General features: G+C 63.3%; 17 protein-coding genes and 1 riboswitch. Of the genes, 6 read left to right on the forward strand and 11 right to left on the reverse strand.

All coding sequences use genetic code 11. From position 1 onward, the window contains the following. Nucleotides 1-20 precede the first annotated feature (20 nt). From GRI38_RS13245 to gcvPB, 5 genes are all read left to right on the forward strand, one after another. Nucleotides 21-917, forward strand: coding sequence for a sulfite exporter TauE/SafE family protein (locus tag GRI38_RS13245; RefSeq protein ID WP_160685092.1), 897 nt, complete (start codon nucleotides 21-23; stop codon nucleotides 915-917). A 75-nt stretch (nucleotides 918-992) separates the two neighbouring features. Further along, a riboswitch (glycine riboswitch) is annotated at nucleotides 993-1,086 on the forward strand. Nucleotides 1,087-1,252: 166 nt separating this feature from the next. After that, nucleotides 1,253-2,434: a glycine cleavage system aminomethyltransferase GcvT gene (gcvT, locus tag GRI38_RS13250; protein WP_160685095.1), complete on the forward strand. Its 1,182-nt coding sequence runs from the start codon at nucleotides 1,253-1,255 to the stop codon at nucleotides 2,432-2,434. Nucleotide 2,435: 1 nt separating this feature from the next. Then, on the forward strand, nucleotides 2,436-2,807 hold the full coding sequence (gene gcvH, locus GRI38_RS13255) for a glycine cleavage system protein GcvH (RefSeq protein ID WP_160685098.1): 372 nt from the start codon (nucleotides 2,436-2,438) through the stop codon (nucleotides 2,805-2,807). Between the two features lie 46 nt (nucleotides 2,808-2,853). Continuing rightward, nucleotides 2,854-4,215, forward strand: a complete 1,362-nt coding sequence (gene gcvPA / locus GRI38_RS13260; protein ID WP_160685101.1) for an aminomethyl-transferring glycine dehydrogenase subunit GcvPA — start codon at nucleotides 2,854-2,856, stop codon at nucleotides 4,213-4,215. Then, complete coding sequence (gcvPB, locus tag GRI38_RS13265) at nucleotides 4,212-5,804, forward strand: aminomethyl-transferring glycine dehydrogenase subunit GcvPB (protein ID WP_160685104.1); 1,593 nt, start codon at nucleotides 4,212-4,214, stop codon at nucleotides 5,802-5,804. Before gcvPA ends, gcvPB begins: the two co-directional genes overlap by 4 nt. Here gcvPB and GRI38_RS13270 read toward each other — a convergent pair. Next, nucleotides 5,801-7,114 (reverse strand): lipopolysaccharide biosynthesis protein, encoded by a 1,314-nt coding sequence (locus GRI38_RS13270; RefSeq protein ID WP_160685106.1) that lies wholly within the window; start codon nucleotides 7,112-7,114, stop codon nucleotides 5,801-5,803. The two genes, gcvPB and GRI38_RS13270, sit on opposite strands and share 4 nt — an antisense overlap. Nucleotides 7,115-7,126: 12 nt before the next feature. Further along, complete coding sequence (locus tag GRI38_RS13275; RefSeq protein ID WP_160685108.1) at nucleotides 7,127-7,936, reverse strand: NTP transferase domain-containing protein; 810 nt, start codon at nucleotides 7,934-7,936, stop codon at nucleotides 7,127-7,129. 67 nt (nucleotides 7,937-8,003) lie between these two features. Between GRI38_RS13275 and GRI38_RS13280 the strand changes: the two genes are divergently transcribed. After that, the gene (locus GRI38_RS13280; RefSeq protein ID WP_160685111.1) at nucleotides 8,004-8,744 is read left to right on the forward strand and encodes an Nmad3 family putative nucleotide modification protein; all 741 of its coding nucleotides are present in this window, start codon (nucleotides 8,004-8,006) and stop codon (nucleotides 8,742-8,744) included. On the opposite strand, the gene mmsB is transcribed toward GRI38_RS13280, so the two are convergent. The 9 genes from mmsB to GRI38_RS13325 all read right to left on the reverse strand — a co-directional run. Beyond that, the gene (gene mmsB, locus GRI38_RS13285; protein ID WP_337191297.1) at nucleotides 8,719-9,660 is read right to left on the reverse strand and encodes a 3-hydroxyisobutyrate dehydrogenase; all 942 of its coding nucleotides are present in this window, start codon (nucleotides 9,658-9,660) and stop codon (nucleotides 8,719-8,721) included. The genes GRI38_RS13280 and mmsB overlap by 26 nt on opposite strands. Nucleotides 9,661-9,850: 190 nt before the next feature. Next, nucleotides 9,851-10,645 carry an enoyl-CoA hydratase-related protein gene (locus GRI38_RS13290; protein ID WP_160685117.1) on the reverse strand — a complete coding sequence of 265 codons (795 nt, stop codon included), beginning with the start codon at nucleotides 10,643-10,645 and terminating at the stop codon, nucleotides 9,851-9,853. Further along, entirely contained in the window at nucleotides 10,642-11,685 is a 1,044-nt protein-coding gene (locus GRI38_RS13295; RefSeq protein ID WP_160685120.1) for an enoyl-CoA hydratase/isomerase family protein, read from the reverse strand. Before GRI38_RS13295 ends, GRI38_RS13290 begins: the two co-directional genes overlap by 4 nt. Continuing rightward, complete coding sequence (locus tag GRI38_RS13300) at nucleotides 11,685-12,833, reverse strand: acyl-CoA dehydrogenase family protein (protein ID WP_160685123.1); 1,149 nt, start codon at nucleotides 12,831-12,833, stop codon at nucleotides 11,685-11,687. The genes GRI38_RS13295 and GRI38_RS13300 overlap by 1 nt, the downstream gene beginning before the upstream one ends. A gap of 116 nt (nucleotides 12,834-12,949) precedes the next feature. Next, nucleotides 12,950-13,492, reverse strand: coding sequence for a hypothetical protein (locus GRI38_RS13305; RefSeq protein WP_160685126.1), 543 nt, complete (start codon nucleotides 13,490-13,492; stop codon nucleotides 12,950-12,952). 1 nt (nucleotide 13,493) lies between these two features. Beyond that, nucleotides 13,494-14,042 (reverse strand): hypothetical protein, encoded by a 549-nt coding sequence (locus GRI38_RS13310; protein ID WP_160685129.1) that lies wholly within the window; start codon nucleotides 14,040-14,042, stop codon nucleotides 13,494-13,496. Nucleotides 14,043-14,070: 28 nt separating this feature from the next. Further along, the gene (locus GRI38_RS13315; protein ID WP_160685132.1) at nucleotides 14,071-15,315 is read right to left on the reverse strand and encodes a hypothetical protein; all 1,245 of its coding nucleotides are present in this window, start codon (nucleotides 15,313-15,315) and stop codon (nucleotides 14,071-14,073) included. Nucleotides 15,316-15,412: 97 nt separating this feature from the next. Continuing rightward, nucleotides 15,413-16,915, reverse strand: coding sequence for a CoA-acylating methylmalonate-semialdehyde dehydrogenase (locus GRI38_RS13320; RefSeq protein ID WP_160685135.1), 1,503 nt, complete (start codon nucleotides 16,913-16,915; stop codon nucleotides 15,413-15,415). Between the two features lie 226 nt (nucleotides 16,916-17,141). Further along, nucleotides 17,142-17,675: YadA-like family protein (locus tag GRI38_RS13325; protein ID WP_160685138.1), on the reverse strand; the 534-nt coding region annotated here is incomplete at its 5' end.

Consider the following 17,675-nt stretch of genomic DNA (forward strand, 5'->3'; position numbering starts at 1 on the left):
CGACATTCCCTGGGGGGAAGTTGGTCGCGGCGACGGGCTGCCTGCTCCTGTCCGCCTATGCCCTGCTGCTCGTGAGCGTCACCTACGATGCGGCGCTTATGGCGGACCTTTGGTTCCTGCCCGCCATCGGTGTCGTCGGAGCTATCATCGCCAACACGTCGGGAACGGGCGGCGGAGTGGTCTTCGTGCCGGTCTTCAACGCGCTGCGCGAATGGCAGGTGCTGAGCGTCACGCCCTTGCAGGTCGTGGGCATATCCATGTGCATCCAGAGTTTCGGCATGACGATGGGAGCCGCGCGCTGGACGGACCGGCTCTACCGACAGCCCGCCCCGCAGGCTCTGCACGCGAGCGTCCGACCCCGCGACTTCTTCACGGTAGTAGGCGCGGTACTGGCCTTGTCGCTGCCGGCGATGTTGTGGACGCAGAGGGGGACGGATTTCGACCAGCACTTGGTATTGCTCGCCTATAAGGGGTTTTCGATAGTGTTCGGTCTGGCGCTGATCGCGACGACCTGGACGATCAACCGCCAGCGGCCGGAACAGGAGCAGCTACAAGGCGTCGATCTCTGCGTCCTCCTGTTGCTGGCCATTCCCGGCGGCATTCTCACTGCACTGTTCTCGGTCGGCATCGGCGAACTGGTCGCGCTTTACCTTTTCATCCGCCATTATCCCGTCCTGCTGTGCACCGGGGCGGCCTGCCTGATTTCGAGCGTGAGCGTCATCGCCGGTTCTATCTGGCATATCGAGGCGGGAACGATCGTGTGGGAGGTCGTGCTTCTCGCCGCGCCCGGCGCTGCCCTGGGCGGCTTTTTGGCCCGCCCCGTCGCTTTGTGGCTCGGGGCACGACGATTGAAGACGCTCGACGGCAGCTGGATCGTCCTCTCGGCGCTCTATCTCCTGTGGCTTAATCGCACGTAGCGCGCGTTTGATGGATTGACGCCGCTCGCGCTATCGTGAATTGCCTTCGATGTCGCCGGTGATCGAACGATTCCCGGCCGATGCGTGGGAGAGCCCGTCCGGCCAGCCGGCGGCACCGAAGGAGCAACCGCCCCGGAATCTCTCAGGTACAAGGGACCGCGTATCGGCAGACACTCTGGAAAGCGCCCTGCTCATGCCGGGGCCACCGAAGGGGTAAGCCCGTCTCCGCCATAGGCGAGGTGGCGGGCCAAGCTCTCAGGTATTCCCGACAGAGGGGGTGTGACACGGCGCTTGCTCCGCGGGCGTCGCCGCATCGAACACGGGAATATGGCGACTTGAGCGAAACGACTTCCGAAACCGAAAAACTGCCGCTGGATAGCTGGCATCGCGCAAAGGGTGCGCGCATGGTGCCGTTCGCCGGATACGAAATGCCGATCCAGTATGCCGGAGCGAGCGGCGGCGGCATCGTCGCGGAACATGACTGGACGCGCAATTCAGCCTCGCTGTTCGATGTCTCGCATATGGGCCAGCTGATCGTATCGGGCGAAGGCGCGGCGGAGGCCTTGGAACAGCTCGTGCCGGGCGCCATCACGAGCCTGAAGCCGGGGCGGGTACGTTACACGCTGCTGTTGAATGACGAAGGCGGCATCCTCGACGATCTCATGATCACCAACGTCACATCGTGGGTCGAGGGTGACGAGGAAGCGGGCGAGGAAGGCGGTTGGGGAGAGCCGACCTATTACCTCGTGGTCAACGGCGCGACCAAATGGGACGACATCGCCCATCTGCGCGAGCATCTTCCCGACGAAGTGACGCTCACGCATCTCGAGGACCGGGCGCTCATCGCGCTTCAAGGGCCGAATGCGGCAACCGCACTGGGCCGGGTGATGCGCGGCGTGCCTGACCGCCTCACCTTCATGCAGTCGCTCGACTACCAGTTCGGCGAATGGGACTTGAGGATAACGCGCGCGGGTTACACGGGCGAGGACGGGTTCGAAATTTCGGTCGCCTCCGAATTTGCGGAGCCTCTCGCCAACCGCTTGTGCGCGGAAATCGAGGTGCGACCTGCTGGCTTGGGTGCACGCGACAGCCTGCGCCTCGAAGCCGGCCTGCCGCTTTACGGACACGATCTCGACACTGAAACCGACCCGGTCAGCGCCGATCTGATGTTTGCGCTCACGAAAAAGCGGCGCGAGGCAGGAGGCTGGAAAGGTCACGAGGCGCTCGTCGAACGCATGGCGGGCGGTGCGGAAACGCGCCGGGTCGGCCTGGTCGTCGAAGGGCGTCAGCCGGCGCGTGAAGGAGCCCGTGTGTTCCACGGCGACAAGGATGTCGGCCGCATCACGAGCGGTGGCTTTTCCCCCACGCTCGGTCACCCTGTCGCGATGGCCTATGTTGCCCGCGACTACGCCGAACTCGATACGAAACTCGAAATCGAGGTGCGCGGCAAGCGCCTGTCGGCCGTTGTCGCCCCGATGCCTTTCGTTCCTCACAAATATTACCGCGGAGAAAAATGAGATGGCCCGATATTTCACCGAAGAACACGAATGGATCGACATCGAAGGCGATACTGCGACCGTCGGCATAACCGACTACGCGCAGGAGCAACTGGGCGACATCGTGTTCGTCGAATTGCCCGAGGTCGGCAGCACGGTCGACAAGGGCAAGGACGCGGCCGTCGTCGAATCGGTCAAGGCTGCCAGCGACGTCTATGCTCCGGTGTCCGGCGAAGTCACCGAAGCGAACGATGCGCTGGAAGACGATCCTGCGCTCGTCAATACCTCGCCCGAGGAAGATGGCTGGTTCTTCAAGCTCACCCTGTCGGACAAGAGCGAGCTCGACGGGCTGATGGACGAGAAAGCCTATAAGAGCTTCTGCGACGGTCTCTGACACCACCAAGGGTTCCCCGAAACCGGCGGAACACAAAGGAACTGCGATGCGCTATCTACCTCTGACCGATACCGACCGTGCGGAAATGCTCGACGTGATCGGAGCATCCACCATCGACGATCTGTTCGTCGACGTGCCCGAAGCTGCACGGCTCGACGGGCCCATCGAGGGCCTGCCGCTCCACGCAAGCGAAATGGCGGTGGAACGGCACATGCGGCGCCTGTCGAAGAAGAACCTCGCAGCAGCCGACGCCCCGTTCTTCCTTGGCGCGGGCGCGTACCGCCATCACGTTCCCGCCAGCGTCGACCACATCATCCAGCGCGGCGAGTTCCTGACCGCTTACACGCCCTATCAGCCCGAAATCGCGCAGGGCACGCTGCAAATGCTATTCGAGTTCCAGACGCAGGTCGCAAGGCTTTATGGCTGTGCGGTCGCGAACGCTTCCATGTATGATGGCTCGACCGCGTGCTGGGAAGCGGTGGCGATGGCGGGCCGGGTCACGAAGAAGAAGCGCGTGGTCCTGTCGGGCGCGCTGCATCCGCATTACGCCGAAGTCGTGCGGACAATGGCGAAGTTCACCGAGGACGAGATCGCGGGCGCGGCGCCCGCCCTGCAGGCGCAACCGGACAATGACGGCCTTATTACGCGGATCGACGAGCAGACGAGCTGCGTCGTCGTGCAATATCCCGACATTCTTGGCCGGTTGCCCGACGTCGCGAAGATTGCCGACGCGGCGCATGAAAAAGGGGCGCTCCTCATCGTCGTGAATACCGAGCCGGTCGCTCTCGGTGCCATCAAGTCGCCGGGTGAGCTTGGCGCGGACATCGTCGTGGGCGAGGGCCAGTCGATCGGTGTGGGCCTCAATTTCGGCGGACCCTATCTCGGCCTGTTCGCAGTGCGCGACCAGAAGCATGTGCGCCAGATGCCCGGCCGGTTATGCGGCGAGACGACCGACGCGGAAGGAAAACGGGGCTTCGTCCTGACGCTCTCAACCCGCGAGCAGCATATCCGCCGCGAAAAGGCGACCAGCAACATCTGCACCAATTCGGGCCTGTGCGCGCTTGCCTTCAGCGTGCACATGACGCTGCTCGGAGAGAAGGGCCTGCGCGCCCTGGCGGCGGAGAACCACCGCCTTACCTGTCTCGCCGCCGACCGCTTGGCGAAGGTTCCGGGCGTTACGGTCCTCAACGACACGTTTTTCAACGAGTTCACCATCCTCGTCGACGGTGATGCGCGCGGTATCGTGCGCGAACTGGCGGAGGACGGCGTGCTGGCCGGGGTCGCCCTGTCGCGCCTCTTCCCCGACAAGGAAGACATTGCTCGCGGCATCCTCGTCGCGGTGACCGAAACGACGAGCGAGGACGATATCGACGCCCTGTGCTCCGCCCTGAAGGAGAAGCTGGCATGAACGCGCCCAACCAGTCCGGCTGGAAGCCGTCCGCACCGGTTTCGCACGATGGGGCGCATGAGGGTCCTGAAACGGTGACGGGCAATCGCGCGCTTATGCTCGAGGAGCCGCTAATCTTCGAAATCGCCACACCCGACACGACCGGGGTGGACCTGCCGCAACCGGCGGATGACATCTCCTCGCGTCTCGGAGGACTGAAGCGTGACCAAGCGATCGGGCTGCCGGGTCTCAGCGAGCCGGAAACCGTGCGCCATTATACGCGCCTCAGTCGGCAGAACTACGCCATCGACCTGGGCCTCTTCCCGCTCGGCAGTTGCACGATGAAGCACAATCCGCGCCTCAACGAGAAAGTTGCGCGGATGCCCGGTTTCGCCGATGTCCACCCGCTCCAGCCGGTCGATACGGTGCGCGGTGCGCTCGAGGTGATGAACGAACTCGCGCACTGGCTCATTACGCTGACCGGAATGCACGGCGTCGCGATGAGCCCGAAGGCGGGCGCGCACGGAGAGCTTTGCGGTATCCTCTGCATCCGCGCCGCGCTCGAAGCGCGGGGCGATGCGCGCAAGGTGGTTCTCGTCCCCGAAAGTGCGCATGGCACCAATCCGGCGACCGCTGCCTTTGCCGGCTACGAAGTCGAGGACATTCCCGCGACGAAGGATGGCCGGGTCGATCTGGAAGCGCTGAAAGCGCGCCTCGGACCGGACGTGGCGGGCGTGATGATCACCAACCCCAACACCTGCGGCCTGTTCGAGCGGGACATGAAGGCGATCTCCGACGCGGTCCACGAGGCAGGCGGCTTCGTCTATTGCGATGGAGCGAACTTCAACGCCATCGTCGGCAAGGTGCGTCCCGGCGATCTCGGCGTCGATGCGATGCACATCAATCTGCACAAGACCTTTTCGACGCCCCATGGCGGCGGCGGTCCGGGTTCCGGCCCGGTCGTCCTGTCGGAGGCGCTGTCGCCCTTCGCCCCGCTGCCTTACACCGCGCGGACCAAGGACGGGCAGGTGCATCTGATCGAGGAAGAGGGGGCCAATGCCTTCTCGAACGAGCATTTCGGCGGAAGCATGCAGAGCTTTGGCCGGATGACCGCGTTCCACGGCCAGATGGGGATGTTCACCCGCGCGCTGACCTACATCCTCAGCCACGGCGCGGACGGGCTGAAACAGGTGGCCGAAGATGCCGTGCTCAACGCCAATTACGTGCTGCGTGCCTGCGAGGACGTGTTGTTCGCGCCCTTCGCGGATAGCGGTCCGTGCATGCACGAGGCCCTGTTCGGCGACAAAAATTTCGGCGGTGACCTGACGACGCTCGATCTCGCCAAGGGCATGATCGACGAGGGCTATCACCCGATGACCATGTATTTCCCGCTCGTCGTGCATGGCGCAATGCTGATCGAGCCGACGGAAACGGAAAGCAAGGCCGCGCTCGACCAGTTCATCATGGCGCTGCGCAGCGTTGCGAGCCGCGCGAAGGATGGCGACGAGAGCCTTAAGCAATCGCCCTATTACGCGCCACGCAGGCGGCTCGATGAAACGCAGGCTGCCCGCAAACCTCTGTTGAGCTGGATCGACGGCGACACCGCCTAGAGGCGACGCGCGTCCCGCTCGCGTTCTTCGAGACCGGCTGCTTCGCCCTCGGCCGGTTCGCCGGAGGGTTCGATGACGATACGGATGCGGCTTTGGGAGAGGATCGCGACCCAGAAGCCGATGACGGCAAGCGCACTGGCGAACATGACGGCAAGCGCCGCGCCCTTGATCCCGTTCCAGTCCATCGCCGCTTCCATGAATATGATGGCGAGGGCAAGCGGGATGGCCCGGACGAGAAATGCCGTGCCGGCCCTCTCCGCCGATACCAGCAGCGATTCCAGGCTCGCTCCCACCAGTTCGATCGCGCCTGCGATCGCTAAAATGACCATCGCCCAATAGACGCCGCGCAGTTCCTCGCCCGCGATGATCACGATGACCCAGCGCCCGAACAAAAGCGAGAGCAACACGGCGAGCACTCCGCCGATCAACGCGATATTCGCCATGCGCCGTGCGATCGCCATCGCCTGATCCTTTGCGTGGACCAGTTCGGGGAAGATCGCCTTCGAGATGGTCTTGGCCAATTCGACGAGCGCCTGTCCCAGCTGCGCCGCGACCCGGAAGCCCCCCGCCAGCGCTTCACCGCCGACGGCCCCGACCCACAGAAGGATGAATTGCTTGTTGGCGACGAGCAGGCTGCCGGAAAGGTTGGTCGAGGCGACGAAGGTCCATGCGCCCGGATGCTGTCTCGGAAGGCGCGTGAGGCTGATCGCGCTTGCATCGATCCGCTGGTCGCGCATCGCCACCAGCCAGGTCGCGATGGCGACCGCCACTTCGGAAAGCGCCCAGGTGATGACGAAGCCCAGCACGGTCGGCATGTAGAAAGCTGCGAGCACGGCCCCGATGGCCCGGATTACCGGCTGCACCGAATCTGCGAGCGTCGCCAGATCGTACCGGAAGTTGAGCCGCAACAGACCGATCGGGGTGGCGCGGATCGATAGCAGCGAGATCACGCTATAGCCGAATGCGATCCACAGCGTTTCGCCCGACAGCGGAAGCCAGAGGTCCGCGGTAAAGCACAGGACAGCGGCGAGGACGGTCCCGCCCGCCACCGACAGCAGATCGAGCGCGATGGCGAAACCGGTCGCCTGTCCCGGACCTTCCTTCCCCGCTCCCCAGCGAATGATGAACTGCCAGGTCTGGAAGTTCGCAATACCCGTGATGACCTGGCCCATTGCGACGATGATGGAGAACGTGCCGAATCCGTCGATCCCCAGCGTGCGCGTTGCAAGGGCAAGATAGACGAGGCTGAGCACGGCATTGATGCCGCGTCCGCCCAGCAGCCAGCCGATATTCGTTGCAAGACGTTTCATGGTCGACCGGGCTCAGGCTGCCTCTGTCCGGCAGCGCAAAAGACGTTCTGTCACGCGAAGAGTGCGTTCGTTGTCGACGTCGATCGCATATTCGCCACTCGAGACGATGATGGGCGCCATCTTCAATGCGAAACGCCTGGATATCTGCGCGAACAGCTTCTGCCGGCTGCCGATGCCGAGATAGAACAGAGCGAGATTGCGCAAGCCGAACGCCTTGGCGATCCGGCTCGGAAACTTGACGAACTGACCGCCGCTCCGAAAGACTTCGGTGGCGGATAGCGCCCGCTCCGATGCGGCCCAATACATGTTGCAGTTCGAAAATTCGCCGTCGGCAAATCGGTAGAATTTCGACTGACCTTCGGGGTCGGCGGCCTGCACGTCTTCCTTGCGGGCCATCGCGGAGGCGGCATCGAGCCCTTGCTTCAAAGACTTGCGGATCATCTCCGAATATCCTTCGGGCGTTACGAGGCAATTATCCGCGGTCGTTACCAGAATGGGAAAGTCCGCGCCTTGCGCTCCAGCGACGACGCTATCGACGAGGTTGAAGGCCGCTTCGTGGAAGGTGAGCCGCCGTTCTTCGATCAGCTGCGCGACGAGCGGAAGGGCCGCGATCTCTTCGGTTTCATGAGCGATGATACGGATCGGCCCGATGTCAGGGCATCGGGCGACGGCCGACAAGGTGTGCTCTATCATCGGCTTGCCTGCGACGGGAACGACGCATTTCTGCGCCACTCCAGCATTCGCGGCCAACGCATCGAGCGCCCCGGACCGTTTTCCTGCAAGGATCATGGCGGTGACTGGTTTTGCCGTGCATTCGGTCATCGACCCTCTCCCTCCTCGCGCGCTAACCCTTGTCACGGGGTCGGTGAACGCGCAAGACGCGCGGCTCATGCGTATCGTCTTTTCGAGAAAGGGGTTCGACAGCGCCGCCGGGGGCGGGCCGTCGCCGATCATCGATGGCCGGCCGGTCAGCCTTCCCATTCCCGACAGCAAGGGGCTTTCGCGCGCTACCTACGGCGATTGCGGTCTGGGCGAACTGGTCGCGACGGCGAGCAGGGGCCGGCTTTCGGCGAGCGACCTCTGCCATCACGACCCGATGTTCCTGCCGGGCGATCGCTGCGTCTTCGGACAATGCGGCGGCGCACAGACCCATCTCGACCGGAACGGCGTGACCATCGGCGACGTGTTCCTCTTCTTCGGCTGGTTCAGAAGCGAAGAGGAGGGCGATCATCACCGCATCTTCGGCTATCTCCGGATCGAGGAGATCGTCCGGCTTGCCGATTGCGGGGAAGCGAAACGGCAGGAATTCGCAGAGCTCGGCCACCCGCACGCCTTCGGCTTTCACCACCCTAATCGCAGTGATACGCTTTATGCAGGAACGGGCGTCGCAGCCTCCGAAGCGAGCGGCAGGCTGAGATTATCTCGCGAAGGCATGACGCGCACCCATTGGCGCGTTCCCGAATGGCTCGGCAAGGTCGGACTGTCCTATCACCGTGGGGCGAACCGCTGGCCGGCGCCCGATCACCTCGTTTCCGTCGCGCAGGGTCAGGAATTCGTCGCGGATATCGGCACGGAAGCCGAACCGCGCGAATGGCTCGACGGAATTATCCGCGCAATCCGTAAGTCCTGATGATGGCCGAGAAGTCGAGCCCGCCATTCCCGGCTCCGGCGAAATCCTCGTAAAGCGAGGCCGCACGACTTCCGATCGGAACGGCGGCGTCGGCCTCTTCCGCCGCCGCCATTGCAAGGCGCAGGTCCTTGAGCATCAGCGCGGTCGCGAACCCGCCCTTATAATCATTGTCGGAGGGAGACTTTGGCCCAACGCCCGGCACCGGGCAGTAGCTCGTCATCGACCAGTTCTGTCCCGAGGACACGGAAGAGATGTCGTAGAAGATCTGCGGGTCGAGCCCGAGCTTCTGCGCCATGGTAAAGGCTTCGGCAGTCCCGATCATGTGGATGGCGAGGAGCATGTTGTTGCAGATCTTGGCCGCCTGACCGTTGCCTGCGTCGCCGGCATAAATGACGGCCTTGCCCATGCTTTTGAGGACCGTCTCGGCATCATTGAAGGCTGTTTCGGTGCCACCGACCATGAAGGTCAGCGTGCCGCCTTCCGCTGCCGCGATCCCGCCGGAAACGGGGGCATCGACCATGCTGTAACCCGCTTCCGCTGCGGCTTGCGCGACATGACGCGCGGTCGCAACGTCGATGGTGGAGCAGTCGATGAGGATGGCTCCGGTCGGAGCGTGGCCGATGATGTCACTCGTGTAGACGTCGCGCACGATGGCGCCGTTCGGCAGCATGGAAACGACCGCATCGACGCCTTCGACCGCTGCGCGTGCTGAACCGAAAGTCGCGCATCCTGTGGCTTTCGCACGGTCCAGCGCTTCTTGCGAAAGGTCGAACGCGTTCACTTCATGCCCCGCCTTGACGAGGTTCGCGGCCATCCCGCCGCCCATGTTGCCGAGGCCGATAAAGGCGATTTTCATACAATACCTGCTTCTTCGAGTAGTCCGTAAATGCTGAAAACTATTAGTGTAACGCCGAATATGGATGCCATCACTAATTGGAAGTAGTGTAGCCACCTATCGACCGCGGTTCGCGGCAAGGGTTCCTCGCCGCTAGCCTTCAAGATTGCAGCTTCAAGCACACTGATCGAGCTGCCATCGCGGTATTTCCAAAGCCGGAATGCCATCCAGCAGAAGAACAATCCCACCAGTAAAAGTGCGATTCCAAAGATCACCGTCCCTTCCACTTGCCCTCGCGTTTTTCGACGAAGGCGGCCATGCCTTCCTTCTTGTCCTCGCTCGCGGTGAGGATCTGGAAGATGCGGCGTTCGATAACCAGTCCCTGATCGAGCGAGGTTTCGAAGGCGGCGTTGACCATTTCCTTGTTCGCGATCGCGGCCATCGGCGGCATCGATGCGATCGTCGCGGCGGTCTTCATCGCCTCGTCGAGCAACTGGTCGTGCGGCACGACGCGCGCGACAAGGTTGCTGCGTTCGGCTTCCTCGGCGTCCATCATCCGGCCTGTCAGGCACATTTCCATTGCCTTCGACTTGCCGACCGCCTTGGTCAGCCGCTGCGATCCGCCCATGCCCGGCGCGACACCGAGCTTGATCTCCGGCTGGCCGAACTTCGCATTCTCGCTCGCGATGATGAAGTCCGCCATCATGGCAAGTTCGCATCCCCCGCCGAGCGCGAAGCCGTTCACCGCAGCGATCCACGGCTTGCGGGTCTTCTTGACGATTTCGCTGGTCCAGGGAGCAAAGAAATCCTCGAGATAGAAGTCGGCCGCGTCCTTCTCGCTCATCTCCTTGATGTCGGCCCCGGCGGCAAAGGCCTTGTCGCCCGACCCGGTGAGGACCGCGCAAAGCTGGCTGCTATCGGCTTGGTAGGTTGCGAAGGCAGCGATTAATTCTTCCAGAACCTTCGAGTTCAGCGCGTTGAGCGCCTTCGGGCGATTGAGCGTGATCAGGGTGACGCCGTCATTGCCCTGAGCGTTGGGTTCGACCGTGATCGTCTCGTAATTCATAGCGGTTTCCATTCCTGGTCATCGGGCAGGGGGGCAAAGATGCTGTCGATCAGGTCCTTGCTCACGGCCTCTGCCGTTGGGGGATCCCATTGCGGATCGTTCGTCTTGTCGACAATGAGAGCGCGCACGCCCTCCGCGAAGTCGGGCCGGGTCAGCACGCGGCTCGCGATCCGATATTCCATCGCCATGTTGTCGGCGAAATCGTCGAGCTTGCGGCTTTCGGACAATTGCCTCAGCGCCACCTTGCAGGTCTGCGGGCTCTTGGTGCGAAGCGTCTTCAGTTCCTTCGCCGCCCATTCGGAATCGTCTGCTTCGAGCGCGGCCAGAATGTCCTCGTAATTGTCCGAGGCAAACAGCCGGTCGATCCGTTCGCGATTGCCGGCGAGGCGCGCTTCGGGCGGCTCGACCGAATGTTCGTCCAGTATCGCCTCGATCCGCTGCGGCTCGGCAACGATGGCCGCCTTTGCCGCTGAAAGGCCTTCGCTCGGCAGATAATGCGTCGCCAGCCCCGCCCACAGGCATTCGGCCCCATCGAGCCGCGCGCCCGTCAATGCGAGAAACTCGCCGAGCCGCCCGTCGAGGCGGGAGAGATACCAGCCGCCCCCGACATCGGGGAACAGGCCGATGCCCGTTTCCGGCATGGCGAATTTGGTGTTCTCCGTCGCGACGCGATAGCGGGCGGGCTGCGAGATTCCGACCCCTCCGCCCATGGTGATGCCGTCCATGAAAGCGACGACCGGCTTGTCGTAGGTGAAGATCTGGTGATTGAGCTGATATTCGGCATGGAAGAATGCTCGGCCAGATACGCCGCCGTCATTGAGCGCCGAATTGCGAAGGAAGGCGATGTCGCCGCCCGCGCAAAAGCCGCGCCCCTCGGCGTGGTCTATGAGGATTGCTTCCACTGCGTCGTCCTCCGCCCATTGGCCGAGACACGCGGTCATTTCCCGGCACATTTCGAGCGTCAGCGCGTGGAGCGCCTTAGGCCGGTTGAGCGAGATATGGCCAGCGCGGCCGTGGGTGTGAGTAAGCAGGTCCGACATCAGCCCTGCCTCAACAGATCGCGTCCGACGATCATCCGCATGACCTGGTTGGTCCCTTCGAGGATCGAATGAACCCGCAAGTCGCGCCAGAACCGCTCGATCGGATAATCCTTCAGGTAACCATAGCCGCCGAACAGTTGCAGCGCATCGTTCACCACCTTGCTGCCATTGTCGGTCGCGAGCCGCTTCGCCATCGCGGAAAAGCGGGATTTGTCGGGGGCGTTCGCGGTAACTTTCGCGGCGGCGAGGTAGAGGAGGGCGCGGGCGGCCTCCAAATCGGTCGCCATATCGGCCAGCATGAACTGGGTGTTCTGAAAGTCGGCGACCGGCGCGCCGAATTGCTGGCGGTCCTTGGTATAAGCGATGGCCTCGTCGAGGCACCGCTGCGCGCCGCCCAGCGAACATGCGCCGATATTGAGGCGACCGCCGTCCAGGCCCATCATGGCGAAGCGGAAGCCTTCACCTTCCGCGCCGACCCGGTTGGCGACCGGAACGCGGGCATCTTCGAACACCACCTGAGCCGTCGGTGAAGCGTTCCAGCCCAGTTTCTTTTCAGGCGCGCCGAAGCTGACGCCGGGCGTATCCTTGTCCACCACGAGGCAGCTTATGCCCTTGGTCTTGTCGTCGCCGGTTCGCACCATGGTGACATAGACGTCGTTCACGCCGCCGCCCGAAATGAACTGCTTCGTCCCGTTGAGAACGTAGTGGTCGCCGTCCAGCCGGGCGCTCGTCTTCAGCGCCGCAGCGTCCGAACCGCTGCCCGGCTCGGTCAGGCAATAGCTGGCGAGCTTCTCCATGCTGACGAGGTCCGGAAGGTAGCGTTCCTTGAGTTCGTCTCCGCCGAACCGGTCAATCATCCAGCTGGCCATGTTGTGGATCGAGATGAAGGCGCTCGTCGTCGGACAACCATAGGCCATCGCCTCCATGATGAGCGCCGCTTCGAGCCGACCGAGGCCGATGCCGCCAGACTCTTCGCTGACATAGATCGCGCCGAAGCCGAGTTCGGCGGTCGACTGGATGACCTCGCGCGGGAAATGGCTTTTCTGGTCCCATTCGCCCGCATGGGGCGTGATGTTGTCGGCGGTGAAGCGCTGCGCCATGTCCTGGATCGCAAGCTGTTCTTCGGTAAGCTGAAATTGATCGTTCATGAATTTCCTATGGCATCGCGAATGATGTTCGTCACCCGTCGCTTTCGCTTGTTTGTCGCGACGTGGCGGGGCCATCTGCTTGGCCAAGCCGCGCTAGCGAACTGGCCGTTCCAAGACTAGCCTTGCGGACAGCGCCGGTATTTCAATTCCTCGTAACTGCCCCCGCTCGGATCGGTCCGGGTCAGGGTGCGACCGCCCGGATCGAGCGTCAGCCGCGTTTCTTCGGTCCAGCTTTCGCCTTCGCCGGTCATCTGCAGCGTGACTATCACGGAATTGGGCGCGACCTGCCGGATGGTCGAAGCCTCACCCGTGGATTCGTAGAACGTCGCGCCGTCTCGATCGATCGTGAAGCGCAGCTCGGAACTGCGCGAACAGTCGCCATCTTCGAAATCCCAGGTTCCGGTGAAGCCCGACGGGACGGTATCGAGCTGGACGACCTTGCCCGGATAAAAATCGAGGCCGCTTCCGGCGAGGGCGGGGCCGGGTTCGCTCTGCGGAATGGCCGCGGGCGGTGGGCCGCTGCGCCCCTCGGCGCGGTTCTCGATCCGCTCCGCGTAATTCTCCGCGGTCTCGCCAGCGCGTTCCTGCTCCGGTTCCGAGCAGGCGGCTATCAGGACGAGCGGCAGCGCGACACCAGCAACAAGAAGCGGCCGGCGCATTCTAGCCCTCTCCCCGGCAGCGGCGATACTGCGTAACCGACAACCGACCGTCGCCATCGTCATTGTTCACTGCGAGCGTTCCGCCCGGCTGGAGCGCAAAGTCCTTGCGCGCACGGGACGGCCTGTCGCCATAGCTCGTATTGAAGGTCGCATCGATCATTTCGTCCGTCCGGTTATGTACCTCGATGATGTCGCCGCCTGTCTCGAACAGCGAATATCCGTCTTCGCGGATGGTGAGGACCTTGCCGAAATTGCGGTTCGTCGTCGAGGTCTGGTTGCAGTCCTCGGCGGTCGGTGCACGTCCGAGATTGTCCTCACGCCAGGTGCCGCGAATTGCGTTGGGCATCGTCTGCGCGAATTCTTCCGCTTCCGCTTGCGTATCGGTTGGTAGCGGCGGCGCGCCTGCGCCGGTCCCGCCATCGGGTTCGACGGGTATCATTTCTTCGCCGGCTTCCGCGTCGCCCAAAGCTTCTTCCGTGGCAGGCGAACAGGCGGCGAGCGCGAGCAGCGTCAGCGGGGCGGCAAGGCGAAGGAAGGGACGTCTAGTCATGTCCCTTCCAACGCCCGGCCGTGCAGCTTTATCCCGCCAGATCGCTTTCGGAATGCTCGGCGCCATCGACGCTGCTCGCGACGCTTTCCCCGATGATCTCTTCCGCTTCGTTCTGCGCGAGCGGATAGTCCATCCGCGTCATATTGGGTCCGGCGCAGCTATAGGTCGCCCCGTTGGCGATGCTGGCGTCCACGAGTTTCCCGGCGAGATCCGGGCGGAGCGTGGACAGCGCCGTGCTCGCCTGTTCGTAGTCGCGGGCAAACGCCATGCCGGTGACCTTCTCGCTATCGTGTTGCTTGGCGCCGATGAAAGGCACGAGGTCGGTGAGGTAAGTGATCTTGCCTTCCTCGATGCTGAATTTCGGGGCGCCGAAGCAGAAGGTGTCGACTGACACTGCCTTGCCGACTGCGTGCGAACCGATGACGTAATCCCCTGCCGTCAGGCGCACGATCTGGATTTCGTAAGGTGCCTTGCGGTCCTTGCTCGCGACGTTCGTCCAGTAGGTCGTGAAATCGCCCATCTTCTTCCACTTCTTCGGCTGAAAGTGGAGGTCGCCATTCTCGGCATCGTACCGGCGCAATTCGATGGATCCCGAACGCCCCGCGCTGCCCTCGTCGTTCCGGCGGAAGACCACCATCACGGCACCTTCGCCCGGCTCTAGTTCCAGCGGATCGTCGAGCGGAACCTTCTTGCCGAGGAACAGCGTGGGTTTGCCGGCGGGCGGTCCCGCCATGCTCGCCGGAAGCCCGGAAACAGGCAGGAAGGTATCGAGCGTGGTGATTTCGCCCTCGACCGTATCCGCTCCGACGATGCTATCGAAATAGGCATTGCGCTGGCCGTCGGTCATCGCTGCTATCTTCGCCGACATCGCCGTTGTCGGTTCGACGAGGCGCCAGCCCCTGATCATCAGGCAGTTGCGGCGGTTGGCGCGGCGCTGCTGCCCTTCGACGATCGCTGCGCCGATAGCCGCGCCGAGGCCACCGCCGACGGCGCCTGCCAGCGGCGAGATTGCCGGGTTGTAAAGTGCCGGATTGTACAAGGTCGTCGTGCCCGCCGGCGTGCGGGAGCCGCGGGCGATCAACCGGCATTCCTGCCAGTCGCTGTCATACTGAGCGCGCGTTGCGCCCGGCTTGTTGTAGAAGCGGTTGTCCTTGAGGTCGCGCGCCGCGTCCTCGGCAATTTCTTCCGGCGTATCGTCGGTCGCCTCGACCGGTTGCGCCGCGACCGTATAGGACGACGCTGCGAGCAGCGCTCCCAGAACATAAAACTTCATTGTGTGAACCCCCCTGTGGCGATAATCCGCCGGAATTCGATTTACGCCTCGCCGGTCGAGCGAACAACAGGGAAAGATGCAGGGGGGCGGCACACCATCAGCCCATCGTCGGAATGATGAACGCGTCCTTGTTGTCGGCATCGGCGGTTCCATCGGGCCAGCGCTGCGTGACCTTCTTGGTCTTCGTCCAGAACCTCAGACCTTCCTGCCCGTACTGGTCAATGTCTCCAAAGCCCGAACGCTTCCACCCGCCGAAGCTGTGATAGCTGACCGGGACCGGGATCGGCACGTTGATGCCGACCATGCCGACATTGACGCGGTGCGCGAATTCGCGAGCGGCATGGCCATTGCGCGTGAAGATGGCGACGCCGTTACCGTATTGATGCTCGCTGGGAAGGCGCACCGCCTCCTCGAAATCCTTCGCGCGCACGATCTGGAGAACCGGGCCGAAGATTTCCTCCTGATAGCTTTCCATCTTGGGGGTCACCCGGTCGAGCAGGGTGGGGCCGACGAAGAAGCCGTCCTCGTGCCCCTGAAGGGAGAAGCCGCGCCCGTCGATGACGACCTCGGCGCCCTCCTTCTCGGCAGTGTCGATCCACTGCTCGATGCGCTGCTTGTGCTCGGGCGTGACTACCGGGCCGTAATGCGCGTCCTTGTCGGTCGCTACGCCGACCCGCAGGGCATTGATTGCGGGGATGAGCTTCTCGCGCAAACGGTCCCCGGTGTCCTCTCCCACGGGTACGACCACGGGCAGCGCCATGCAGCGCTCGCCAGCCGAACCGAAGGCGGCACCCGCCAGGTCGTTCACAACCTGGTCGAGATCGGCGTCTGGCATAACGATGCCGTGGTTCTTCGCGCCGCCAAAGGCCTGGACGCGCTTGCCGTTCGCCGTGCCGCGGGAATAGATGTATTGCGCGATGTCGGAGGAGCCGACGAAACTTACCGCCGCGATGTCGTCGTGATCGAGGATCGCATCGACCATCTCCTTATCGCCATGCACGACCTGCAACAGCCCTTCCGGAGCGCCCGCTTCGACCATCAGTTCGGCGAGGCGGACCGGCACGCTGGGATCACGTTCGGAAGGCTTGAGAATGAAGGCGTTGCCCGCCGCGATCGCCATGCCGAACATCCACATCGGGATCATTGCGGGGAAGTTGAACGGCGTGATGCCCGCGCCGATACCGAGCGGCTGCCGCATCGAATAGACATCGATGCCGGGTCCGGCCCCTTGCGTATATTCGCCCTTCAGCGCCTGCGGGATGCCGCAGGCATATTCGATGACTTCGAGCCCGCGCTGGACGTCACCATGCGCGTCGTCGACGACCTTGCCGTGCTCGCTCGAGAGAAGTTCGGCCAGTTCCTGCTTGTTCGCCTCGACGAGGCGCTTGTATTCGAACATCACCCGCGCACGGCGCTGAGGGTTGGTGGCGGCCCATTCGGGCTGCACTTTTTTCGCATTCGCGATCGCCCGGTCGAGCAGTGCCGCATCGCCCAACGCAACTTCCGCCTGAACCGCGCCCGTCGAAGGGTTCCAGACCTTGTGCGTGCGAGAACCCGAACCGCCCGATCCCCCCGGCATGAAATGATCGATCTGACGCATTGCTCTCTCCTTTTTGCGGGGCGGGTGGCGATGCTTCGTGCCGAGCATGCCCACCTCGTTCTTACGGCCTACTTGGTTCGACGGTCCCGGGAAATCAACCGGATTTGCCCGAGTAAGCCAAGCCCGTTCGAGGGTCGCGCGAACGCGCAAGAAAAAGAGGCGGTCCGCAATGCAGCCGCCTCTTTTGTTGCGTCGAATCGATAGACAGGCGGTGATGCCGAGTGGCTCAGAACCCGATCGTCGCAGCGACTCGCGCGCCGACTTCGTCATCCGCTGTGTTCGTCGTCACTCCTGCCGAGAGATAGAGATTTTCCCGCAGGCGTCCGGAGAATTGTCCTGCCACAGCCTGCTCCCCGCCATAGGTGGCTCCGGACACGGTCAGCGAAATCGACTTGCCGGGCACGATGCCGATGCCGCCGAGCGCCATGGCCGAGGCGATGCCGCCGCTGGTGCTTTCGCCCATCCGGTCGAGTTTGAAGCCGAGGTCCGAAAGCCCGGTTTCCAAAGCTCCCACGCGGTTCTCGAGCGCGCCGAACTGGGCGTCCGTGACGGCGGCGATATGATCCATCGCGACGCGGACGTTCTGGACGGAGGCGGCGGTGGCGATGGCGGTGGTGCCGAGCGTGCCGTTGCCATCGACGGTAACGGCTTCGACCGGCCCTTCCTGTGCGGCGGTAGAAGCAGCAATGTCGCCGATGCGGACCGAGGAACCGGTCCCGCCGAGCGTCACCTGGTTCGCAGCCGTGGCGGTGGCGTTCGT

This window comes from Parapontixanthobacter aurantiacus, assembly GCF_009827635.1.
GTDB lineage: Bacteria > Pseudomonadota > Alphaproteobacteria > Sphingomonadales > Sphingomonadaceae > Parapontixanthobacter > Parapontixanthobacter aurantiacus.